The sequence below is a fragment of the Gammaproteobacteria bacterium genome (genome assembly GCA_029881255.1).
GTDB lineage: Bacteria > Pseudomonadota > Gammaproteobacteria > S012-40 > S012-40 > JAOUMY01.
On sequence record JAOUMY010000009.1, the window covers coordinates 139,275 to 163,130 of the forward strand.

Here is a 23,856-nt window from a genome sequence, read left to right on the forward strand (position 1 = left end):
GCTATCAGGTGCGCGCCTGTTCCCGCACTCCGGCGTCTTTCTTGCTATGCTGGACAGTATAAATTCTTCTAAATCAGGGAATTCGGGCCCGATATCGCTATCACGAGCACAGGTATTTATTCGAATAGATTAGTAAAACCCTTCTTATATAGGACGATATAAGTAAGACGAACTATCTTTGTGATGTGAAATGGAAATAAGCAATACTCAACTCCAAGCCTTGCAACAGGCAATCAGCCTGACAAGTAGCCGACTCCGTACTGAGGGACTCAGTGTCGGACAGCAGCTTCAAGCTCGTGTCGTTGCGGTAAATCCTGATGGTCAGATTACACTGCATATCAATAACACCATACTCAATGCACGTAGCCAGCTACCACTCTCACAGGGACAATTGCTGCAACTCGTGGTAGCTCAGTTGGGAAAAAAGATATTGCTCATACCGACACAGAAGGCCATTGATGACGCCGTACTCGCACATAGCATAAGGCAAACCCTCCCCTTGCAGCAGCCGCTCAAGGATACGATTCAACAGTTACTACAGGTCATGCATCAGAATACCGCGAAAGCAGATACGCTTCCGCCCTCAGTGGTCAGCGCAGTTCGGCAATTTATGCAGAATCTGCCCACCAGCAAAGATGTAGAACAAGCCAAGCAACTTAAGCAGGTTCTGCGAAATGCCGGGACGTTTTTTGAACGTGGTCTCGCGCAAATGGCCAATGGACTAAAATCTGAAAATATCGGTAAGGACTTGAAAGCTATGTTGATGCGTCTGCGCGATCAACTGCAGCAGTCAACACCCGGAACCACATCAACCGCAAAAAACACATCTCCCTCGGCTACACAAGAAGGCGCGCGAGCAAACAATACTCCGCCACAAGCTGGTACAACCCAGGCCACTAACCCTAGCCTGACTCAAGGACGAGGCGCATCGACAACTCAGCAATCAACCGCTACGCAAACGCCTTTACCTCAATCCCAAACCACTACTGGCCAGACTGGCAATACCAATACTGCACAAACCGCTTCGCAGCAACAGCAAACGACTCAGACACAACATTCAACAGCGACGGCCACGTCTAAACAACAAACCACGCCACAAGGCGAAACGCAAAAAATGCCTGAACAACGACCTGGCATCCCTATGCCGAAAGCTGCTACGCAAGCCGCGCGCCCCTTGTTAAACACAGCATTGAATTCACAGCCCACGACAACGACATCGCAACCACTCAAAACGCCTATCGACGCTTCGAGAGGTGATAGACCCGAGCTCAAAACCGATTTGGCGAACGCAATGACAAAGAATGCGACAGTCAAAGGGGAAAGCGCGAATACACTGGCAGCTCGGTCCGCCGCGCAGGAAAGTGTTGTTGAACTGGTACGCCATGTGGAAAACGCGCTGGCCCGCACGCAATTGCATCAGCTCAATACGCTTAACGATAACGAAGCAGGCAAGCTCGCGTGGTCCTTGGAAATACCTATTCGCAACGATGATGACGATGTGAATGTACTGAATATGCGCATATTTGGTGACGCAGAACAAAAAAGTGAGTACGGCGAAATTCCCATCACCGTAACCCTTGAGGTCGCCTTGAAATACATCGGGCCTGTATTCGCCAAAATCACATTGCTCAAGGATCGAGTTTCTGTCGGCTTCTGGGCTGAACAAAAAGACACGGTTGAACTATTCACTCATCAACTCGATACACTTGAAAGTCGCTTGCAGGACTCCGGCTTGACTACCGACAACATCTGCTGTCATCACGGCCCCTCCCCGAGTAAATTACAACCGATTCCACAGATCTCAGGTCTGGTGGATGTGAAGGCATGAGCGAAGAAGAAAAAATTCCGGGCAAGCCATCATCAGCTGTAGCGCTACGCTATGACGGCGATAGTGCTCCGCGCGTCATTGCCAAAGGCGAAGGTCACATTGCGGAGAAAATTATCGAGATCGCGGAAGAACACGGTATCGTGCTCTACCAGGACTCAGAGCTGGTAAAGCTGTTATCAAAGCTCGATCTAAACGAAGAAATTCCTAACAATCTTTATCACGCGGTCGCCGCCGTACTGGCCTTTGTCTATCGCATAAATGGTGAGGCAGGCAAACACGCCGGTGATCCTCAAATAAAAAACGCCTCTCCCCTCGAAAAGCAAAACTCTCACGAAAAAGACGCTTAGTGAGTCGCCTCGACACGACATCGGCAGTGAACTATTATATGCACTTTTCTGCATAAAAATAGTTCTTGGCGACAGGGTTGAACGATAGTGTCACTAAAACATGCCGTATTGATCGCGCTCGAAGAAAATGAAGGCAGCGGTTATGAAATCACCAAGTGGTTCGAAGACGGACCTGGTCATTTCTGGTTCGCCACACACCAGCAAATTTACCGTGAACTGGCCAAAATGACTGATGATGGCTGGGTGAGTTTTAATGAAGTGCAGCAACAGGGCAAACCGGCAAAAAAAATGTACCAGCTGACCACACAAGGTCGCAACGCCTTAGTCGAGTGGTTGCTCGAACCTGGCAGTCCTTCACCACTGAAAGACACATTATTGATGAAAATCTATTCCGGTCATCTGGTATCGCCGAAACATTTGCTCGAAGAATTATTGCGCGTTAAACACGCAAACGAGGAAACCTTAAGTCGCTACCATCAAATTGAAGAAGAGTTGTATACCACAGAAAACAGGAAAGTCGAGTGCGTGCAATTCGCCCATCTCACCTTACGCAACGGCATCATCATGCTAACTGCCTGGCTGATGTGGGCCGACGAAGTCATTCAGTTTCTCAATAAAAAAATCAAACCCTATTGAAACGAAAAAAGCGGCCAAAAAGGCCGCTTTTCTCTAGTCCATAGCGAAGTTTACTCAGTTACCGGCATCATACCGCTATTACTATGTTCGCCTACATGCTCGACACTCACAGAGGTAATGATGAAACTGCCTGCCATATCGAGATAGCCTTTCAGTTCAACCTCAACACCGGCCACAAGTGCCGCCATATGTCTGTCTCTGATCTTCACTGTGGTCAAATCGACAAGCACTGTCGTTTCAACAACCGCGCCATTGGTATCTGTGGATTGTACGGATACCGCAATCACACTTCCGTCAATACTAAGTAGCGTGCCTTTCACTTCATGCTCGTTAGCGTCGTCGCCGTCATCATCCATATCTTCGACTTCAACCGAGCTAATGACAAAAGCGCCGGTCGCATCAACATGGCCTTCGATCTCAACTTCAACACCGACAGCCATTTTCGCCAGATCGTTGTCATTGATTTTCACCGTAGACAAATCAACGGTATAAACCGTTTCTACCGTCGCGCCATTGGCATCAGTGGATTGCACCAAAACCGAAATTACATTGTCTTGGATAGACTGAACAGTGCCTTTGACTTCCTGCTCGTTATCGTCATTGGCCATGTCATCTGTATCGTCCATAGCGTCGTCGCCATTATCGTCCATGACTTCATCGCCACTGTCATCTACGACATCACTATTGGCGTCATCATCACCCACGCTATCATCCGATCCGTTTTCGCTTTCAGGCATACGTATCTTTAACACGCGTGTGGTAAACAGGTTATTGGCATCAATTGTACCCTTCAGCTCAATACTTGCGCCGACAGTAATATCGTTAATCGATCCCATTTTCAGAAATGCGTCACTAACGGTAACGCTGATTTGCGCACCCAAGTCTGCTGTCGAGTGCTCGACTTCCACAATACTCACCACAATGACATTACCGGCAATACTGGATACCACGCCCTTAATTTCAACATGGCTATCGGCTTCTACATCACCTTCGACTTCAGCAGTCGGCGCATCGACCAGGCCAGCGCCCACGACCAGGAGCTTATTGCCGTCGTCATTGCTACCCGACATATCGTTCTCAACTTCGATTTTCACTGCGCTAATGGAATTCGTCGTCGCATCAAATTCGCCAGTGACTTCAAGTTTGTCACCTACCTGAACATCCGTCAGATTCAGCGTCGCGTGGTTATCGCTGATAACAACGCCATCATTGAACACGACGTTAACTTGTACGCCGTCTTCGGTCATCAGCTGTATGCTAGAGGCATCCACGCCGACAACTTCTCCTTCAACTTTGTTTTTTGGGCTGAGAAGATTGGCAGAATCGCCACCCACTTGAGAACAGGCACCCAGGCTCAACGCCAGCACCAGTATTAAGACCATACGTAAGGACATCACACCCTCCTAAAGTTATTATCTTGTGAACCATATACCCAATTTGCGAGAAATGATGAAAACGGCAAATTTCCTAGGTCATAGCAGGTAGCAGGCCAATCAGGCTATTACCACCAATCAGACAATATCCTATTGAAATCACGATAATTTTTTTATTTATCCCCATCTCTTGCCGTCACGCTATGTCAGCGTACCCCAACAAAACGCCCCTATCCTAACAACATTTTGAGAATTTTTCCTCAAATTTTTGGTAACAGATTTGCCACTGGCCGGTGTTTTATACTAGACAGCAAGGAGAAACGTTATGAAAAACATACTTTTATTGATCATTATTGGCATTTTCAGCACCGGAAATACTTTTGCGCAGGAGAGAGAGACGCTGGTGGGCAACGGCGACATCGCCCACGGAGGCATGGGCGGCATGATGATCAAGTCGGGCATGATCAAGGATGAGCTCAATATTCTGGTCGGGGGAAAAGGGGCCTATCTGATGGACCACCGCCTTTATATCGGTGGTGCCGGCTATGGCACATCCATGATGATCTCGGCCAACGGCACCGAGTACGCGGCAGGCTTTGGGGGCATGATGATGGGATACAAATTCTTCCCCCACAAACTCGTCCATGTTGGCGTTGAGACAGTGGTGGGTTCTGGTGGTCTATCCGAGGTCAATACCATGAACCACGATATGAGTTACAACCACCACGGTGGCGACGCCTTCTTCTACGCCGAACCATCCGTCTATGCCGCGTTTAATATCGCGCCGTTTTTCACCATCCATACCGGGGTTAGCTATCGCTACGTTAAGGGCACCAATACCACTGGGTTTAGTGATGCGGATTTTCGCAATTACAATCTGGAAATTTCGATGTTGTGGGGGAAATTCTAATACCTGCGAAACTCGAGACAGGAAACACCGCGTAGTGACTGTGATAGGTGCTTGTAACGGGAAAGACCGTTGATTCGAACAGAAGGCTATTCATATTTACGGTCTTTCCCGATTAATAGATACCTGTCACTCTTCCTCATCCATATGTATCGCTTCGATGCGATCAACTTTCTGGAAACCACGAGGCAATTTCAATCCGCGCAGAGAACGCTCGCCCAGGTAATGATCCAGTTCGTCACCGGCCAATACCACGTGACGCTTGCCCGAATAAACAGCGAGCTTTGATTCCAGTCCAAGTATCGCCACAGACTTCACGTACTCGCTGCGATTACTGAATTTGTTACTGGGAATATTGATCAGCTTGAGTCCCTTGCCTTTGGACATTTCGGGCACTTCACCCATGGCGATGATTAGCAGATGACCCTCCGCGGTAACCATGGCCAGGTATTCTGATTCTATGTCGGTGACCCGTTGAGGCTGAAGAACTCGCGAGCCTTTGGGTACGCTGATAACAGACTTACCCGATTTGTTACGCGTGATCATATCGCCAAGTTTGCCGACAAAACCGTATCCACCATCCGTACCCATGAAAAACAGATCTTCGTCGCTACCGGTAAACACGCCATGAAATCCCGCGCCCGCCGGTGGTTTCACCCGACTGGTAACCGGTTCGCCATGACCACGCGCTGATGGCAGAGTATGACCGGGGAGCGCATAACAACGCCCGGTCGAATCGACGAATATTGCGAGTTGATTGGTTTTACCATGCGCGGCGGCGAGAAACTGGTCGCCAGGTTTATACGCCAGTGTTCGAGGGTCTAATTCATGCCCTTTGCCCGCACGCATCCAGCCTTTTTCCGACAAGATTATCGTAATCGGCTCCGAGGTAATTAATGCTGTTTCATCCAGCGCCTGCGCCGCATCGCGTTTCTTGATTGGTGAACGACGATCATCACCAAAGGTGTCGATGTCTTCCTTGAGCTCTTTCTTAATCAGCGTCTTCATGCGCGCTGCTGAGCCCAGGGTCTTTTCCAGAGTATCCCGTTCTTCTTCGAGATCTTTTTGCTCGCCACGAATTTTCATTTCTTCGAGTTTGGCGAGGTGACGTAATTTTAATTCGAGTATGGCTTCGGCCTGCCGGTCTGACAGGTCAAAAGTCTTCATCAACACCGGCTTTGGTTCATCTTCGGTACGGATGATGCGAATTACTTCGTCGATGTTGAGAAACGCAATCAATAAACCATCGAGGATGTGTAGTCTGTCGAGTACTTTATCCAGACGATATTGCAAGCGACGGCGAACGGTTTCGGTGCGGAAGGTCAGCCAGTCGCTGAGTATGGTTTGTAAATCACGCACGCGTGGCAGACCGTCGATGCCGATCATATTCATATTGACGCGATAAGTACGCTCAAGATCGGTGGTGGCGAACAAATGCGTCATCAATTCTTCGACATTAATGTTTTTGTTACGCGGCGTGATCACCAGACGAACCGGGTTTTCGTGATCTGATTCGTCACGAAGATCTTCCACCATCGGTAGCTTTTTCGCGTTCATTTGTTGCGCGATTTGTTCCAGCACCTTGGCGCCAGAGGTCTGATATGGCAAGGCGGTGACGATGACGTCATCGTCTTCCTTTTCGTAGGTTGCGCGCATACGAATGCTGCCATTGCCCGTGCGATACATGCTGGCAATATCTTCTTTCGAAGAAATGATCTCTGCGGTGGTAGGATAATCCGGACCCTTAATGAACTTGCACAGGTCTTTGACTGTCGCCTTGGGATTGTCGATGAGATGGATACAGGCCTCACCCACTTCGCGCAGATTGTGTGGCGGAATATCCGTCGCCATACCTACGGCGATTCCCGTCGTGCCGTTGAGTAATAACACCGGAAGTCGGGCCGGGAGTATCAGCGGTTCATCTAAGGTACCATCGAAATTGGGAACCCAGTCGACTGTGCCGTGTTTGATTTCATCGAGTAATACCTGCGCAAACGGCGTTAACTTCGCTTCCGTATAACGCATCGCAGCAAAAGACTTCGGGTCATCTTGCGAACCCCAATTGCCCTGCCCGTCTATTAAGGGATAACGGTAAGAGAATGGCTGCGCCATTAACACCATGGCTTCATAACAAGCGGAGTCACCATGCGGATGAAACTTACCTAAGACATCACCCACGGTACGTGCAGACTTTTTGTATTTTGAAGCGGCACGCAGACCCAACTCCGACATGGCATAAATAATTCTGCGCTGTACCGGCTTGAGACCGTCGCCGATATTCGGCAGGGCGCGGTCCATAATGACGTACATCGAATAGTCGAGATAGGATTTCTCAGTGAATTCGTGTAACGGTAATTTTTCTATACCGTCGTCGGTGAATTGCGTTTCTTTTCCCATATGCCTTTCTCACCCGTTCGAGGTTTTACACCTGCGCCAGATTTCCTTTGGACTCCAGCCAGGCCTTACGATCAGCGGAGCGTTTCTTTGCCAGCAACATGTCCATCATATTATTCGTTTCGTCGCCGGCCTCGATATACAGTTGCACGAGTCGGCGTGTGTCCGGTGCCATCGTTGTTTCACGCAACTGTATGGGATTCATTTCGCCCAGACCTTTAAAGCGTTGTACATTGGGTTTGCCTTTGATCTTTTCCGCGGCAATGCGATCGAGCACACCCTGGCGCTCCGCATCATCAAGCGCATAAAACACATGTTTGCCCACATCAACGCGATACAAGGGTGGCATTGCCACATAGATATGACCGGCAGCGACTAATGGTCGAAAATGGCGTACGAACAAGGCACACAACAGGGTCGCAATGTGCGCACCATCAGAATCCGCATCGGCAAGAATGCAAACCTTGTTATAACGTAGACCTTTTAAATTATCCGAGCCAGGATCAACACCGATGGCAACTGAGATGTCGTGTACTTCCTGCGAGCCCAATACTTGCTGCGGATCGACTTCCCAGGTGTTGAGTATTTTTCCCCGCAAAGGCATCACGGCCTGAAACTCACGCTCACGCGCCTGCTTGGCAGAGCCACCAGCGGAATCACCCTCGACTAAAAACAATTCGGTTCGGTCTGGATCCTGAGAACTGCAGTCGGCCAGCTTGCCAGGCAGTGCCGGGCCGCTTGTAATTTTCTTGCGTACCACTTTCTTCGCCGCGCGCATGCGTTTCTGAGCGTTATTGATGGCGATCTCGGCAATCTGTTCCGCGATGCTGGGATTTTCTCCCAACCACAAAATAAACGCATCCTTGACCACGCCAGATACGAACGGCGCGCATTCACGCGAAGACAAACGCTCTTTGGTCTGGCCTGAGAACTGGGGATCGGCCAATTTAACAGAAAGAATATAGGCACACCGTTCCCATACATCTTCTGGCGCAATCTTTACGCCGCGAGGGACCAGATTCTTGTAATCACAAAATTCTCTAATCGCCTCTGTCAGACCGGTGCGCAAACCGTTTACATGGGTACCACCTTGCGCTGTAGGGATGAGATTGACATAACTCTCGCCGACGATATCGCCACCTTCCGGTAACCACACCACCGCCCAATCAACGGCTTCCGTCTCACCCTGTTCTGCACCGACAAACGCAGACTCTGGCAGAGTCGGCACATCGCCTAGCGCTGAACGTAAATAGGCGCGCAGTCCATCCTCATAATGCCATTCTTCATTGTCGTTCTTGTCAAACTCATTAACAAAGCTGACAAATAATCCGGGACAAAGCACGGCTTTGGCGCGCAAGACATGCTTGAGACGGGAAACAGAAAATTTCGCGGAATCGAAATATTTAGCCTCCGGCCAGAATCTAACCGCTGTTCCTGTAAGCTTCTTCGCAACGCTACCGGTCACCTTTAGATTGGTCTTCTTATCACCATTGGCAAACGAAATATGATGTTCTTTGCCATCGCGCTGTATCCAGACCTCCAGCTTTTTCGACAGGGCATTTACTACCGAAACACCAACGCCGTGTAATCCGCCTGAGAACTGATAATTTTTGTTCGAAAACTTACCACCGGCGTGCAAGGTCGTCAGTATGACCTCGACACCTGGCTTTTTTTGTTCGGGATGTTTATCGACCGGCATGCCGCGACCATTGTCACGCACGCTGAGTGAACCGTCTTTGTGTAGGACTACCTCGATTCTATCCGCATGACCGGCCATCGCTTCATCGACACTGTTATCGATGACTTCCTGTGCAAGATGATTGGGCCGGGTGGTATCGGTATACATACCCGGCCGCTTACGCACAGGCTCCAGGCCGGTGAGGACTTCAATATCGGATGCACTATAACTTTTTGCCATAAGACTCGTATGTTGGTCGATCTCGCTTGACGATGCTACTGCGCTGAGAAACTAACTTCAAGTGGCAACCGATCTGCAAATTCTTTTCCGATCAGTCGCATAATCTAAAAAAATCACCTGAATTCGGTTGTTTTTGTCGTAAGTGAACGAAAAAAAGCGTTTCAATATGCCCTTTTTGTCAGATTTTGTGTTGGTTTTAACCGAACGGCTAGCCCTGAAAATGGTTCGCGCCGGAATTTAGCCAATGCAAACCCACGTTGTCAACAGTGTAAATTTGACGTTTTTTCGACGACTGTTGACGTTTTCGCCAGCCTATCAGGCTTGTCGACCGGCATCGATGGACGCACGATGTCCATCGGTGAGCTGTACAAGTTCACGCAATACACTGGTGGCGAAACAACCTTTTTGCAAAAAAAATCGTAGAGTCACTTCGTTTTCCAGTAGTTCGTATTCCAACTCTCGCACGGCGAGGCGTAAACTCCGTCGTTCCGCATTGAGTTTAGGCACGCGATCCAGTGCCGTGGCTATCTCCGGAAATTCCGCCAATACCTCACTTTCTATCTGCGCTGCCGCACCGCCAACATGCCTGTCGCCTCGCGCATAGAGTAACCCTGATGGATGTATGTCCAACTCGGCAAGTCGTGACGACAAATTTTCATCGCTAGTCGGTTTAAAAAAACTATTGCTGCCATCCAGCATCATGACATCACCATCGATAGCCGTATTCCAATTCTTACACACAACGCGTTGGCCAAGAATGTGATTGAATAAAAACGAACGCAACGAAGAAATATACAAACCCCGCTGCTTTCGATTCTGGGTCCGTTGTTTGCCACTTAGAAAACGCAGCGCCTTTTCAACATTATCACCCTCACGCCCAAAACGTTGCTCTCCAAAATAATTGGGCACACCTCCGAGGGCGATTTGCTTGAGGCGGTCTTCCATGCATGCGCGATCGTAATGGCATTCACGAATTCTGATCGCAAACCGATTTCCGCGTAATTGACCGATTTTCAGTTTTTTTGGATGGCGTGTAGCAGAAAGAACTTTGACTTGTCCCTGAGTGAAATCGTCGATCGCATCCCAAGCTACCTGGTCGCGGTTAAGCATGTTGATACTGAACCACTGTCGTGTCAGCGCATGCCTATCTTTCAAGCCCGCATATCCAATGTCGACTGGGCTTACGCGCGCGAAAGCACTCAGCTTCTCTACGACCCATTCGGTGTTAACACCGCGTTTCTCGATCAATAGCCAATGATGCGTTCCTTCACCAGCCGGTTCGAAGCCTAATTCCTCGGTAACGACAAAGTCCTCAGGGCTACTTCTGAACACACCATTTGCACAGTACTCGCCCCATGCCTGGGCGTAATCATCCATTCGGTAGCGCAATCCCGCCATATTCATCTCAAATTTGTATTAAGTTCCTGGGGCATAATGTCGATAAACAACATAATGTAGATGTAAGTTCGTATTTTTATTAAAGAAGTGTCGATGTTAGCACATAAACAATTGAATCAAACCGCTGATAATGCTGAACAAGTCCTGGATAAGGTACTCGAGTTCTGCGATATCGATAATTTACCTTCCAAGCGATTAATCATCAGACCTGGTGACCCCGCGGACAAGCTCTATTATCTTATCGAGGGCTCGGCCACGATTACCATGGATGATGGCGAGGGTAACGATATCATTTTGGGTTACCTAAATGACGGGGATTTTATAGGGGAAACCGGTCTGTTCATTCCCCAGCAGCTACGCCAGGTTACCGTGCGTACACGCGCCCAGTGCAAGATCGCGTCTATTTCTTATGCGCGTCTCAACGAACTTAGTCGCAATGAATTAAAAGACTCATACGCCGATTTTCTTCTCTCCATCGGTCGCCACATTTCCAAGCGCCTGCATCAGGCCAATCGCAAAGTCGGACACCTCGCTTTTATGGACGCCGCCGGACGTATTGCCAGTACGCTACTGGATCTTTGCAAACAGCCGGATTCCCTCACCCATCCGGATGGTATGCAAATCAAGATCAGCCGCACCGAATTGGGCAGAATCGTTGGATGTAGTCGTGAAATGGTTGGCCGCGTGTTAAAAAATATGGAACAACAGGGGCTGATTTCGGCCAGGGGCAAAACCATTGTTGTTCATGGCGCACGTGACTGACGTAATTAGTCTAGTCCGACGTATACGCCACCCGAGATCTTCCAACCATCCTCGAAATGACGTAGCAATAAAATCTCTCTTCCCTCTATAGGTTTTTCCCGACCTTCCAGTTGATACACAAAACTTTGCACCACTCGCGCAGAATTCATTTTTGTCTCGACAGGGGCGCGTTGGGCTCTAAATTCCAGGCTCGCGTAATGATCAAAGGCTCTACTCATGTCTGATATCAAATCCTCCAGATGGTATTTCCCATCAAAATATTCCTCGTGGAGAACTGAGCGATATGCATTGATGTCCTTGGCCTGAATTGCTTCGGCGCGCTTGGCCAGCACGGCGCGTATATCTGCCACATCCTGAGGGTCTGGCGTGCCGGTATTACACGCTTGAATAAATACGACAGATGACAGGATCAGACATACACGAAAGAAGAATTTCACTTTTAACACCTCACCTACGGGATCGGCATGAGTATAACGCAAGCACAGCCGTATCACACTATAGCCAAGGGCGCGATTCTATGAAAACATATCGCGACAAACCGATCACGAGTGGAAAGCAACACAAATCATGCGCATACAGAACACACCGGCACTGATGCTTGCACTCGTATTAATCATCGGGTTGGGCATAGGCTGGAGTATCTCCCGAAATAGCGTTGACAATGATGTCGCGGAAAAGATTGACGCGATTGCGACAGACGATATCAGCCTTGAATCCCTGCGCTTGAAGGTCAATGAGCTCATTCTTATCGTGGAAAACGAGCGCCAGGCGCGACAAACCCTGCAACGAAAATACGAACAGCTTCAGAAGCAGCTTATTGTGGCTAGTGCTTCAGTCCATCCATCCAATAGCGCCACAGAGAATTCCGACGCCAGTAATCAAACCTCTGCGACCGGGAGTGATGAATCAACTATCAACGCTTTTCAAAACGATGACCGATTAAATGAAGTTCAACAAGCATTGATGTCATTAGGCATGGACACTGTCGCCATGGAAAAAATTCAGCATCGTGTTGAACAACAGGAAATGCAGCAACTGTATCTGCAAAACCAGGCCAGGCGTGAAGGTTGGTACGGCACGCGTCGCTATTTCGAAGAGACCGATAAATTGGAGTCCAAAGGTAATGTCTATCGCGAGGAACTGGGTGACCGACGTTATGACAAATTCCTTTTCCAGTCCGGACAGAACAATCGCGTCAAAGTGCAAAGCGTTCTTAGCGGCTCACCAGCAGAGTCTATCGGTTTGCAGGAAAACGATATTGTTTATACCTACGGCGACAAACGTATCTTCAACTGGAATGATTTAACCAACGCCACTGCCGCTGGCGACCCACAACAAATGGCGCGCGTGGAAGTCTTACGTAACGGAGAATTAATCGAGTTTTATATCAAACGGGGACCAATGGGTATTCGATTGGGAAGTGCTCGCGTCGATCCCGAACTCTAAAATCAGTGCATGCCTCACTAATTTCTTATCGCCTCAGAAAGCAAACCGACTGATGTTGCAAAGCTGGTGGATTTATTCCAGTCCATGATGACAAAGTAATTATGGAAAATAAGGAAGTAACGTCCCTCTTCACCATCAAGATTGATTAATGCCGCTTCCGAGACATTGTCTGGCAAAGATCCGTCGGACATCGACTTTACACCCAGTTTTGTCCATTCAGACATCGGGCGCATTTTTTCCTGGTCAAAGTAGCTGGCATCCATACCCTTTGGTACTTTAACCTCCATACCCCAGGATTCATTTCTCTTCCATCCCACTTGCGAAAGATAATTGGCGCCTGAAGCCAAAGCGTCGTTACGTGTTTTCCACACGTCTTTTTTACCGTCGCCATTGTGGTCAACTGCATACGAAAGAAAAGTCGATGGCATGAATTGCGTCTGCCCCATCGCACCAGCCCATGAACCAATCATATCCTGTTTGCTTACATGGCCCTGGTCGATGATGAGCAAGGCATTGATTAATTCACGACGAAAATAGGTACTACGCCTTCCATCAAATGCCAGCGTAACCAGGGCATCTATCACCTGAAACCCGCCAGTAATCCGACCGAAATCGGTTTCAATTCCCCATAAGGCGACAATGATTTGCGGTGGAACGCCGTATTGTTGATAAATCTTTTCCAGAGTAGCTTTATTTTGCGAAAGCTTGGCCCTGCCTCGCTTGATACGTCGCTTATCCACTACCTTGTTCAGATACTTCTCAAAAGTCCATTTGAATTCCGGTTGACTACGATCGAGCTCAATCACCCGCTTTAGCGGCTTGACTCCTTTCAATGCAAGCTTGAGCGTCTCGTCAGAGACACCTTTAACTTTTGCTTCGCTTTTCAAACCCGTTAACCAACCCTCGAAGGTGGGATCGACGCGATGTTCGTCATAGTCGTCTTTCTGACCATGCGCGGCATTTACGCCTTGTACGGTCAGCAAGAAGGTGATCAAAAGAAAAACTGTTTTGTGCTTTATTGCATTCATATCGGTTTCGGATCTGTAGTCAAATCGCGTTCCACCTTATGCAGAACGCATGCTAGTTTAAAATAACCCTTTAGTTTCATCCAGTTGTAGATATAAGTATTGCAGATTTTGGTGCTTCGACAATTTTTCATCGTTGGCATCACGAGAATTTGACTTGACTTAGCCACACCCGGTTCCAGGCATTATGGCTCAGACAGAAATGACAGCTCGATCTCAAAGACGTTATCGTTCGCCTGGTGGAACAACATGAGAATAGCCGCAGTTAATTCAGCTTTTTGTTATCCAGATGGGTAAAAGGCAAAGGCACGGCCTCGATACCTTCTTCATGCAAATCGACGATCTCCTTAACCGTCGCCTCGCCCCGAATATTTCGGTGCTCGGTCTCTCCATAGTGCATTTTGCGCGCTTCCTCTGGAAATTGCCGTCCAACATCTTCGCTACTATTAACGATGAATTCACGCATCTTTTCCATTACCGCTGGATTGATAGTGGGAGCAAGAGCTTGATTACTGTTTGAGCGTTTTTCATTACTGGAAGAAGAGCCTCGACCAAGATTGATATAGCTGGCAGAAGGAACGCGGTTGATGTCGAGAGAATCACATACTGGACAGCGTAACAAACCCTGTTCATGCTGTTGCGCAAATTCATTGCTGGATCTGAACCATCCTTCAAACTGATGCATGGACGGACATGTCAGATCGTACACAACCATAAATTACCCTCTTGGTGAAAGACGCGCCATTTTAACATAGCTATTACAGCGCACTAAATGGATTAATTGATACGCTCATCGGCATTAGTGTTTATCGAGCGTTATACGTATACCGCCATTCCATTGCATCGCACGATCAGAACGGTAATTTACATGAGGCCCAGCGGCATTGATGAAACGACTGTCGAAAAATAAACGGATATTTAGCCAATAGCTAAAGACATCCAGCACTCTGGTGAGTTCCATATGGCCAAACGGCATTGGGAATCCGCTTGGCTGTAACGATCCAATTGCGCTCAGATTTATTCGTTCGATGATTGCCGGATGTTTGATTCCTAATAACATGCGGTGACGGCGTCGCCCCCACCATCCCGTCATACCGGCAGAAAGACTCGGCGAAACCACCAGGAATGCCTCCTTTACGCCTCGCCCAATTCCGGAACCTACTTCTGTGCGTATATTTCTGCCCCAGGCATCTATTTCAACGCCAACCATCACTTCTAACATATAGGGTTCGGCAAGAAATCCATAGCGCTGACCAACATTGCCGCTAATACTTGTACCTATATAGTCGGCCTTGCTTGCCAGTGTCTCGGTTGTTACGCCCAACATGGGCATGGGGTCGGCGTCACGGTAATAGACGACACCGAGTATGCCTTTTCCTGAAATTTCGTAGAGAATTCCGGGATGATTCCAGCCCATATTGTCGCTGGTATATCCCACACTCATTCTTTGGCCTTCTTCATTGCGCAGAAACTGGCCACTGGTGTCGCTTTCTTCCCACAGGTATTGTTCCATTTCCATAAACAAGGCCTCAGTATGACGTTGGCGAAACGTCTCTGCATGCGCTTGGGTCGCATAGATACACAAGCTTGCGATAAACCAAATTAGGCAGCCTTGCCACACCTTCTTCACCTACTGGATTTCCTGAGACGATACCTGATAAGGTTTTCGTGCGTAGCCGACAAAGGCTTTAGATTTGCTCTTCATAAGACTTGTTTTGGTAAAGTAATTGCTTGATCAAGACGACTGATAATCTACTGATACATCCATATATAAGGTGAGACATGACTGCTGAGGCGAATCAGAACGAGAGACGACAATTTTCCCGCGTACCATTTGAGGCATCTGTGACGCTCAGCTGCCCTGCCGGAAAGTGGACAGGCAAGCTTGTCGACATATCGCTGAAAGGCCTGCTGGTTAGCCGCCCACAATACTGGACATGCAAAGCGGGTGATCCAATGCTGATCGAGATCCATCCACCGGAAGAGGTTTTCCAGATCACAATGGAAGTGATAGTGGCGCATGCAGAGTCCGATAGAGTTGGATTGCGCTGTATTGGTATTGATATCGATAGCGCGTCCCATTTGCGCCGCCTGGTCGAGCTCAACCTGGGCGACGAAGAGATACTCAATCGCGAATTGTCGATTATGGGTGCTTAAATCAGACTCAGAGCGTCACCAAGTCGGCTGACGGGTATAACTTCGACGCCATCAGGAATATGTCGTGGTTTGTTGGCCTTGGGTAACACTACCCGGTGATAACCATGTTTAGCCGCCTCCCGTACCCGTTCTTCCCCATTGGGCACAGGGCGTATTTCACCGGCAAGACCTACCTCACCAAATACCGCCATGTCGTTTGCCACGGGGCGATTGCGAAAACTCGATAACGCCGCCAGTATGACCGCCAGATCAACCCCAGTTTCACCCACTCGCACGCCGCCGACGACGTTCACATACACATCCTGATCATACATGGCGATGCCACCGTGACGATGTAACACCGCTAGCAACATCGACAGGCGATTATGCTCCAGACCTACTGTTACTCGTCGCGGATTAGACAAATGCGACTCATCCACCAGCGCTTGAAGCTCCAGCAACATAGGACGACTGCCTTCGCGGGTAATACTGATGACGCTACCAGGAACGGGATTCTCATGGCGCGAAAGAAAGATTGCCGAAGGATTACTCACCTCTTTCAGACCACCCTCGGTCATGGCGAACACCCCAAGCTCGTTCACGGCGCCAAAGCGATTTTTCACCGCCCGCAGCATACGATAGCGTCCATCCGACTCCCCTTCAAAATACAGGACAGTATCGACCATGTGTTCCAGCACCCGTGGCCCGGCTATCACGCCCTCCTTGGTGACATGCCCAACCAGGAAGATAGAGGTGCCGGTCTGTTTGGCAAACTGCACCAGCATGCCTGCGGTCTCCCGTAACTGAGCGACTGCCCCTGGCGCTGATTGTAATGTTTCGCTGAAGATGGACTGTATCGAATCGATTACGATGACTTTCGGTCGATCACGCTGCGCCGTCGCAATTATCGTCTCCACCCGTGTCTCGGCCATCAAACGTATTTTGTCCGCTTTGAGCCCGAGTCGCTGGGCGCGCAAACTTACCTGTTGCAATGACTCTTCGCCAGTAACATACAGCACCGGCAGGCTCTGGCTCAAACTGACCGTTCCCTGTAATAGCAGCGTTGATTTACCGATACCGGGATCACCACCGATAAGGATAACGGAACCGAGTATCAGTCCCCCGCCCAACACCCGATCGAGCTCCGGACTTCCTGTGGTAATTCGACTTTCCTGTACCGCTTCCACCTCGGACAATAACAAGGTGTGTCCACTACCATCGGCGCTGCCCGCATAGCCGGAAAATCGAGCTTTGCGCCCAATCGCTGTTGGAGCGGTGGTTTCCTGCAAGGTATTCCAAGCCAGACAGTCCGCGCATTGGCCGCCCCACTTGCTGGTCTGGCTACCACAGGCGTTACACACATAAATAGATTTGGTTTTTGCCATGATTATTGCTCGACAAAGCGCACGCGAGAGGTCACGCGACAGACGAGTTCATAGGGTATGGTGTGGGCATGGCCGGCAATTTCTTCAACGGGTAGACCATCGCCCCACAAAATGACCTTGTCGCCAACCATGACGTCGTGATCCATGCCCAGGTTGACGCACAGGCTGTCCATACTCACCCGGCCAACTAGGGGATAACGCAGGCCACCGATCAACACTGGCGTGCCGTTCTCCGCATGTCGTGGATAGCCATCGCCGTATCCGATCCCAACCACCGCGATTTGGGTATCGCGTTCTGCCTGCCAATGACCACCATAGCCGACGGTGTCGCCCTTCCCGATTGTTTTAATCGCAATGACCTGGCTGGCAAGTGTCATGACTGGCAACAACTCGAACTGATCACCCCAGGTATCTGCAAACGGCGAAATACCGTACAGCATCACGCCGGGACGCACCCAGTCCATGTGGCTTTCCTGCATCGCGAGCAGGCCCGCGGAATTGGCCATACTTTTCTCGCACACCAGGTCTTGGGTGTACTCATGAAACATATCGATTTGTTTGCGATTGACCGGATCGTTGCGCCGATCGGCATTGGCAAAATGAGACATCGCAAAACAATTTGCAATGTTCGAAGTAGACATGGCACGCAGGCGATCCCAAGCCCGATTGAATTCGACTGGATCGAAACCGAGACGATGCATACCCGTATCGAGTTTGGCCCACACGTCTATGGGGTTAGTGAGCGCCACCCCCTCCAGGATTTCAACTTGTTGCATATGGTGGATGACGCTGTCGATACGCCACTGAGCCAGCGTCTTCAATTCCTGTCGGTCGGCAAATCCTTGTAGTAACAATATCCGCTGCGTCATACCTGCTTCGCGCAGATAGATTGCTTCTTCAATTTTCGCCACCCCAAAGGCGTCCGCATCGGCGAGATTTCTCGCCACGCGCAGCAAACCATGACCATAGCCATTGGCCTTGATGACCGCCATGATTTTGCTGTTTGGGGCCAGTTTACGGACTTGCTTTAAATTGTGTTGAAATGCTCCGACGTCGAGGGTGGCAACAGCCGAACGGGTCATTCATAGTCCTCGTCATAGACGCTATGGATATAGTTTTCAAAACGCGTGTACTGGCCCAGGAAGGTCAGCCGCACCGAGCCGATGGGACCGTTACGTTGTTTGCCGATAATAATCTCGGCCGTACCCTTGTCTGGACTTTCCGGATTGTAAACTTCATCGCGGTAGATGAATACAATGACGTCGGCGTCCTGCTCGATCGCACCTGATTCACGCAAGTCGGACATAACCGGGCGCTTGTTTGGCCGTTGTTCAAGACTGCGATTGAGCTGCGACAGGGCAACAACAGGGACGTTGAGTTCCTTCGCCAGACCTTTCAGTGAGCGGGAGATTTCAGAAATCTCGGCTGCACGACTTTCTTTCATTCCAGGTACCTGCATCAGCTGCAGATAATCGATCACGATCAAACCCAGTTGCCCTACTTCACGACTGAGACGACGCGCTTTGGAACGCAATTCATTCGGACTCAAGGCAGGCGTATCGTCGATAAAAATCGGCGACTCTGCAAGCAAGCCAACGGCTTTTGTCAATCGTGGCCAATCATCGTCGCCTAACTTACCTGTACGTACTTTATGCTGGTCGATACGTCCGATAGACGACATCATACGCATCGCCAGTTGCTCACCCGGCATTTCCATACTGTAAACCGCTACTGGACGGTGACCGTCTATAGCGGCGTACTCCGCCATGTTCATACAAAATGTGGTTTTACCCATTGAGGGACGACCGGCTACGATAACGAGATCGCCTGCCTGTAAGCCGGAGGTCATCTCATCAAATTCGCTCCAACCTGTGGGAACGCCAGTGATCGGATCATCTTGTTGAAACAGCATGTCGATGCGATCAACTGCTCTACTCAACAAATCCTTTATGCCAACAAAACCTTTGTTGCTACGCGAACCTTTTTCCGCGATTTCAAATACCAGTCGTTCCGCAGTGTCGAGAATTTCAGCGCTTGCGCGCCCTTCGGGATTGAACGCACTATCGCTAATAGCCCCACCAACCGTAATAAGTTGGCGAAGAATTGATCGCTCACGTACGATACCTGCGTATGCTTTTATATTCGCTGCACTAGGCGTATTTTTTGCCAGTTTGCCGAGATAAACCAATCCACCGGCATTGTTTAATTCGTTTACGTTCTCCAACCATTCCGACAATGTAACAACGTCGAAAGGTTTTCCCTCGGAGGCAAGATGTCCGATCGCACGAAAGATTAACTTATGATCATGACGATAAAAATCATCTTCGATAACCATATCTGAAACCTGATCCCACGCATTGTTATCCAACATCAACGCGCCCAGTATGGACTGTTCCGCTTCAACTGAATGTGGCGGAATCTTGAGTTGTTCGGTTTCTGTATCTCGAGTGGGTAATGGAACGGCGAAGTCTTGCATAGGAGTTTTATAAAGACTTCTGAGACGGGTTGCAAGGACAATTCTTTGGCAGTTAGTCGGCTAGAAACAATATATTGGTTAAAACATGATCATGAATTTAAGCCAGTATTTGATTTCATTCACGAAACTTTTTTCAGCAAAATTAAACGAAACACTTGCACGAAATCGCCAACAAAAAACGGGATGGTGTGTTACACCATCCCGTTTCATATCGTGTCGCTATGCGTTAAAACAAATATTGTTTTAACAATTATTCTGCAACAACCGTTAGCTTAAGTGTCGCGCTAACATCAGGGTGTAATTGCACAGTGAACTCATACTCGCCCACGTTACGAATCGCACCTTCTGGCATGGAAACTTCATTTTTTCCAATTTCAACGCCAGCAGCAGTCGCCGCGTCTGCAATGTCACGTCCACTGATGGAACCGAACAACTTTCCTTCATCCCCGGCAGTGCCAGACATGGTCAGGCTAAGCGCTGAAATTTTATCCGCTCTTGCCTGTGCTTCAGCCAAAGACTCAGCAGCACGTGCCTCCAGTTCGGCACGCTTGGCTTCAAACAAGGCAATATTTTCCTTGGTTGCTTGAACAGCCTTACCTTTTGGGATAAGAAAATTACGCCCGTAACCGGAACGAACCCTTACCTGATCGCCAATGCTACCCAGGTTTTTAACTTTATCTAATAGAATGATTTCCATTGCATCACCTCGTAAACGCTTGTTGCCCGTGAGGCAACACAAATATTTAAACTGAACTCTTTTTAAAATACTTTCGTAAATCAACCCAACTATCGATAACCGCACTGATCGCAAGCGCTGCAGTCATTTGTGGCATGGCAAATAGCAACAACACATACAAGATCACCAAAAAGATGACGTTACCGCCACCATTAGCTACCCAGTCGTGCATCAATGCCAATCCGGGTATGCCCGCAATGGTGACTACGACTAACATCAAGTCTGTGGCAATCGGCATAGATCCACTACCAACCATAGCCAGAACGATAAACAACACCGTCAACGCAGCCGTTGTCCGATCAAGGCGTAAGCTGAAAAACTCCTGCTTAAATCCACCTGGGTTGTAAAGCATTGCCTGCCACCAACGCCCAAGAAACAGGCTAAATATCAGGCTGACCACAAAGGCACTGGCAATTATGCCGGTCATCATCTGCGCCATGACATCTACGATTTCCGCAACGCTTGATATGCCTTCTGGTAACTCTGTCTGACTCAAGGCATCACTGAAAAACTTGGTCAGAATGTCTCGCCACCAGGCAACCGGATCATCTAGCGCCGCATAGATACCCAGCACCACCAGGATACCGAGTAATCCCGCGACACTCAGCGTCAAGGGCAAAGAAACCGTGCGGCGTAATACCAACGACAAACCCAGTATCGGTAACCATACCACCAGCAAATAAGCCAGGGCTAAAGCCATCTGACCAAACATCATCATGGATAACGCGCCCATGATGAGCACCGCAACACCGGTGATTAACAGACCTTCGGTTGCGCCTTTACGCAAAGTGATCAGCGCAATAATACCGCCACTGACATAGCTAAAAGGCGGCAATATTAACGACAAAACCGCAAAGATTGCCGTTAATACCATGGCCTGAATACGGCCACGCGTCACGAAAGTGGCCAGGGCCTTCATCTATTCTGTTCCCTGCCTCAAATACACCAATTACTTATGTGAATCAGTATATGGCAACAAGGCTACATAGCGGGCACGCTTGATAGCAGCCGCCAATTGACGCTGATAACGCGCACTGGTACCCGTGATACGGCTGGGTACGATTTTTCCGTTTTCAGTAATGTAATTCTTCAACAAGTCCAGATCTTTGTAATCGATCTGCTTGATACCTTCTGCAGTAAAGCGGCAAAACTTTCTACGACGAAAAAAACGTGACATATTTAATTCACTCCATCAATTTCAATTCGTTTGCGTGGATGACCAGTTTGATTTCCTGACCACGAAAAACTGATTTATTTAAAAACCCTTTGACCTGGACTGCGCTACCTTCTTTAAATCCCTGCAACTTTGGCTGTAAGTCCTTACCGGCGACGATCACACTGATTCGTAACTGAACCTGTCGTGGTAAACCGGCTTCCTGTTGCTGCGAAACATGCTCAAGCGTAAAACGACTTATCGGAATACCAGCTGGTGTTTCGCGGGTCTGAGGCGAACGGACTATATATCCGTTCAAGCAAACCAGGTTAGCGTCAAACCCTTGTTCAGGCGTCTTCACTCACTGATTCATCAGCGCGTGAGGCCTTGCGTGAATCTTCAGCTGCCTTCTCTTTGGCCATAGGCGAAGGTTCGGTAACAGCTTCATCCAACACGATGATCATGTCACGCAAAACAGCATCATTGAAACGGAAGGCGCTCTTTAACTCATCAAGCGCTTCCTGACCACATTCGATGTTCATCAGGATATAGTGCGCTTTATGGATTTTTTCGATTGGAAAGGCAAGTTGACGACGACCCCAATCTTCCAGACGGTGAACCTTGCCGCCACTGGACTCGATAGACGAACGATAACGCTCTACCATACCAGGAACCTGCTCACTCTGATCAGGGTGTACCAGAAAAATAACTTCGTAATGTCTCATATTAATCCCCTTATGGATTCGACAGCCTCCCCTAATGGGTGAGGCAAGGAGTAGAAACGACTGAAAATTAGCCAGACGCTTCTGAAGCCGACGGATTCTACTGGATTTGTCCGCAAGCTGCAAACCCTGTGGGCTAGACTAACCCACAGAGATTTCAGTATAGAAGCGGCACTTTGCATGAACTATAGTGTCAATACCAATTAACCCGGAACTAATAACCGAGTGGGAGGGAAAAGATATGAGACGTCAGCCTTCAAATCGCACACGCCAATTACTGTATATCAGCATCGCGGCCAGCGTTTTTTCTTTAATATTATATAGTTACAAGTCTATTTCCAGCACAGGAGTGGAAGAACAGCTATCCCAGGGATGTTCGAACAATGACATTCAGATCGTCGACAGCGGTCTGTGTGAACAGATTCAGTCTCCCGTTTCTCAGATTCAACTTAGCAGTACCAGGTAATCAGGCACGCGCCAAACGTTGGCGCCTGACCTCATATAGGCAGATGGCGGTCGCGACCGAGGCATTCAGGCTTTCTACTTGCCCTGACATGGGTATGTTTACCAAAAAATCACAATATTCACGGGTCAGGCGGCGCAAGCCGCTGCCCTCACTGCCTATGACAATGGCGACTGGCCCAATATAGTCACCTTCAAATACGTTCTTCTCCGTCGCGGCATCTGTACCCGTAATCCATATCCCCTGTTCGCGTAACCATTCCATTGTTCGCGATAGATTTGTCACCTGGACAAAAGGCGTGGACTCGGCTGCACCACAGGCGACTTTTCGTACAGTCGCGGTAATTCCAACCGAATTGTTTTTGGGCGCGATCACTACCTGTACCCCAGCCGCATTCGCCGTCCGCAGACAGGCTCCAAGATTGTGTGGATCCTGAATACCGTCGAGGATGAGAATAAACGCGGGTTCTTTAAGATCGGCTAGCAGCGCCGGCAATTCCTGTTCACTAATGCTTCGTTCGCTTGCGCCATATACGATGGCTATCCCTTGATGGTTGCCATCGCATCGTTCATCCAGTTGTCGCTTGTCAAGAAAGCTGAAACGGATATTGCGTTTCTTGAGCTCGCCTAAAATGTCCTGCACTTGCGCATTACGAATCTGTTTTTGTACCAGCGCTTCACGAATATTATCCGCATCACTACTGAGTATTGCGCGTACCGCATGTATGCCATATACGATTTCTGACATTAAC

Annotated in this window: 25 protein-coding genes; 8 read left to right on the forward strand and 17 right to left on the reverse strand. The window is 49.0% G+C overall.

All coding sequences use genetic code 11. The features are described 5' to 3' along the window. Window positions 1-190: 190 nt before the first annotated feature. The 3 genes from OEZ43_16020 to OEZ43_16030 all read left to right on the forward strand — a co-directional run bounded on the left by OEZ43_16020 (window position 191) and on the right by OEZ43_16030 (window position 2,811). Window positions 191-1,828 (forward strand): flagellar hook-length control protein FliK, encoded by a 1,638-nt coding sequence (locus tag OEZ43_16020; GenBank protein ID MDH5547095.1) that lies wholly within the window; start codon window positions 191-193, stop codon window positions 1,826-1,828. Continuing rightward, the gene (locus OEZ43_16025) at window positions 1,825-2,175 is read left to right on the forward strand and encodes an EscU/YscU/HrcU family type III secretion system export apparatus switch protein (protein MDH5547096.1); all 351 of its coding nucleotides are present in this window, start codon (window positions 1,825-1,827) and stop codon (window positions 2,173-2,175) included. Before OEZ43_16020 ends, OEZ43_16025 begins: the two co-directional genes overlap by 4 nt. Before the next feature lie 87 nt (window positions 2,176-2,262). Continuing rightward, complete coding sequence (locus tag OEZ43_16030; protein ID MDH5547097.1) at window positions 2,263-2,811, forward strand: PadR family transcriptional regulator; 549 nt, start codon at window positions 2,263-2,265, stop codon at window positions 2,809-2,811. Window positions 2,812-2,861: 50 nt separating this feature from the next. On the opposite strand, the gene OEZ43_16035 is transcribed toward OEZ43_16030, so the two are convergent. Next, on the reverse strand, window positions 2,862-4,205 hold the full coding sequence (locus tag OEZ43_16035) for a DUF5666 domain-containing protein (GenBank protein MDH5547098.1): 1,344 nt from the start codon (window positions 4,203-4,205) through the stop codon (window positions 2,862-2,864). A 304-nt stretch (window positions 4,206-4,509) separates the two neighbouring features. Between OEZ43_16035 and OEZ43_16040 the strand changes: the two genes are divergently transcribed. Continuing rightward, window positions 4,510-5,094: a hypothetical protein gene (locus tag OEZ43_16040; GenBank protein ID MDH5547099.1), complete on the forward strand. Its 585-nt coding sequence runs from the start codon at window positions 4,510-4,512 to the stop codon at window positions 5,092-5,094. A gap of 126 nt (window positions 5,095-5,220) precedes the next feature. Here the strand turns inward: OEZ43_16040 and parC are convergent, their stop codons facing one another. The 3 genes from parC to OEZ43_16055 form a co-directional block, all read right to left on the reverse strand. Then, window positions 5,221-7,488 carry a DNA topoisomerase IV subunit A gene (gene parC, locus OEZ43_16045; GenBank protein ID MDH5547100.1) on the reverse strand — a complete coding sequence of 756 codons (2,268 nt, stop codon included), beginning with the start codon at window positions 7,486-7,488 and terminating at the stop codon, window positions 5,221-5,223. Between the two features lie 25 nt (window positions 7,489-7,513). Next, the gene (parE, locus tag OEZ43_16050; GenBank protein ID MDH5547101.1) at window positions 7,514-9,403 is read right to left on the reverse strand and encodes a DNA topoisomerase IV subunit B; all 1,890 of its coding nucleotides are present in this window, start codon (window positions 9,401-9,403) and stop codon (window positions 7,514-7,516) included. Between the two features lie 315 nt (window positions 9,404-9,718). Beyond that, window positions 9,719-10,801 carry a tRNA pseudouridine(13) synthase TruD gene (locus OEZ43_16055; protein MDH5547102.1) on the reverse strand — a complete coding sequence of 361 codons (1,083 nt, stop codon included), beginning with the start codon at window positions 10,799-10,801 and terminating at the stop codon, window positions 9,719-9,721. Between the two features lie 93 nt (window positions 10,802-10,894). Between OEZ43_16055 and crp the strand changes: the two genes are divergently transcribed. Continuing rightward, a complete protein-coding gene (gene crp / locus OEZ43_16060) occupies window positions 10,895-11,563 on the forward strand; it encodes a cAMP-activated global transcriptional regulator CRP (GenBank protein MDH5547103.1) in 669 nt (222 codons plus the stop codon). Window positions 11,564-11,568: 5 nt separating this feature from the next. On the opposite strand, the gene OEZ43_16065 is transcribed toward crp, so the two are convergent. Further along, a complete protein-coding gene (locus tag OEZ43_16065; GenBank protein MDH5547104.1) occupies window positions 11,569-12,000 on the reverse strand; it encodes a nuclear transport factor 2 family protein in 432 nt (143 codons plus the stop codon). Between the two features lie 130 nt (window positions 12,001-12,130). Between OEZ43_16065 and OEZ43_16070 the strand changes: the two genes are divergently transcribed. Further along, the gene (locus tag OEZ43_16070; GenBank protein ID MDH5547105.1) at window positions 12,131-13,009 is read left to right on the forward strand and encodes a PDZ domain-containing protein; all 879 of its coding nucleotides are present in this window, start codon (window positions 12,131-12,133) and stop codon (window positions 13,007-13,009) included. Window positions 13,010-13,026: 17 nt separating this feature from the next. Here OEZ43_16070 and OEZ43_16075 read toward each other — a convergent pair whose 3' ends face one another. From OEZ43_16075 to OEZ43_16085, 3 genes are all read right to left on the reverse strand, one after another. After that, window positions 13,027-14,037, reverse strand: a complete 1,011-nt coding sequence (locus tag OEZ43_16075; GenBank protein ID MDH5547106.1) for a lytic murein transglycosylase — start codon at window positions 14,035-14,037, stop codon at window positions 13,027-13,029. A gap of 262 nt (window positions 14,038-14,299) precedes the next feature. Further along, window positions 14,300-14,749 carry a DUF1178 family protein gene (locus OEZ43_16080; protein ID MDH5547107.1) on the reverse strand — a complete coding sequence of 150 codons (450 nt, stop codon included), beginning with the start codon at window positions 14,747-14,749 and terminating at the stop codon, window positions 14,300-14,302. Between the two features lie 84 nt (window positions 14,750-14,833). Then, window positions 14,834-15,664 (reverse strand): hypothetical protein, encoded by an 831-nt coding sequence (locus OEZ43_16085; GenBank protein ID MDH5547108.1) that lies wholly within the window; start codon window positions 15,662-15,664, stop codon window positions 14,834-14,836. Between the two features lie 152 nt (window positions 15,665-15,816). Between OEZ43_16085 and OEZ43_16090 the strand changes: the two genes are divergently transcribed. Beyond that, on the forward strand, window positions 15,817-16,191 hold the full coding sequence (locus OEZ43_16090) for a PilZ domain-containing protein (protein ID MDH5547109.1): 375 nt from the start codon (window positions 15,817-15,819) through the stop codon (window positions 16,189-16,191). Here the strand turns inward: OEZ43_16090 and radA are convergent. From radA to rpsF, 8 genes are all read right to left on the reverse strand, one after another. Further along, the gene (gene radA / locus OEZ43_16095) at window positions 16,188-17,555 is read right to left on the reverse strand and encodes a DNA repair protein RadA (protein MDH5547110.1); all 1,368 of its coding nucleotides are present in this window, start codon (window positions 17,553-17,555) and stop codon (window positions 16,188-16,190) included. The genes OEZ43_16090 and radA overlap by 4 nt on opposite strands. A gap of 2 nt (window positions 17,556-17,557) precedes the next feature. Next, entirely contained in the window at window positions 17,558-18,637 is a 1,080-nt protein-coding gene (gene alr, locus OEZ43_16100; GenBank protein ID MDH5547111.1) for an alanine racemase, read from the reverse strand. Then, window positions 18,634-20,031: a replicative DNA helicase gene (gene dnaB / locus OEZ43_16105; GenBank protein MDH5547112.1), complete on the reverse strand. Its 1,398-nt coding sequence runs from the start codon at window positions 20,029-20,031 to the stop codon at window positions 18,634-18,636. Before dnaB ends, alr begins: the two co-directional genes overlap by 4 nt. Window positions 20,032-20,281: 250 nt before the next feature. Continuing rightward, window positions 20,282-20,728: a 50S ribosomal protein L9 gene (gene rplI, locus OEZ43_16110; protein ID MDH5547113.1), complete on the reverse strand. Its 447-nt coding sequence runs from the start codon at window positions 20,726-20,728 to the stop codon at window positions 20,282-20,284. Between the two features lie 46 nt (window positions 20,729-20,774). Further along, window positions 20,775-21,686, reverse strand: a complete 912-nt coding sequence (locus OEZ43_16115; protein MDH5547114.1) for a hypothetical protein — start codon at window positions 21,684-21,686, stop codon at window positions 20,775-20,777. Window positions 21,687-21,716: 30 nt separating this feature from the next. Continuing rightward, window positions 21,717-21,944, reverse strand: a complete 228-nt coding sequence (rpsR, locus tag OEZ43_16120) for a 30S ribosomal protein S18 (GenBank protein MDH5547115.1) — start codon at window positions 21,942-21,944, stop codon at window positions 21,717-21,719. 7 nt (window positions 21,945-21,951) lie between these two features. Next, window positions 21,952-22,281 (reverse strand): primosomal replication protein N, encoded by a 330-nt coding sequence (gene priB, locus OEZ43_16125; GenBank protein MDH5547116.1) that lies wholly within the window; start codon window positions 22,279-22,281, stop codon window positions 21,952-21,954. Continuing rightward, a complete protein-coding gene (rpsF, locus tag OEZ43_16130) occupies window positions 22,268-22,645 on the reverse strand; it encodes a 30S ribosomal protein S6 (protein MDH5547117.1) in 378 nt (125 codons plus the stop codon). The genes priB and rpsF overlap by 14 nt, the downstream gene beginning before the upstream one ends. Before the next feature lie 238 nt (window positions 22,646-22,883). Between rpsF and OEZ43_16135 the strand changes: the two genes are divergently transcribed. Beyond that, window positions 22,884-23,108 (forward strand): hypothetical protein, encoded by a 225-nt coding sequence (locus OEZ43_16135; GenBank protein ID MDH5547118.1) that lies wholly within the window; start codon window positions 22,884-22,886, stop codon window positions 23,106-23,108. On the opposite strand, the gene rlmB is transcribed toward OEZ43_16135, so the two are convergent. Then, on the reverse strand, window positions 23,109-23,852 hold the full coding sequence (gene rlmB, locus OEZ43_16140; protein MDH5547119.1) for a 23S rRNA (guanosine(2251)-2'-O)-methyltransferase RlmB: 744 nt from the start codon (window positions 23,850-23,852) through the stop codon (window positions 23,109-23,111). It lies immediately after the preceding gene. Window positions 23,853-23,856: the final 4 nt, after the last annotated feature.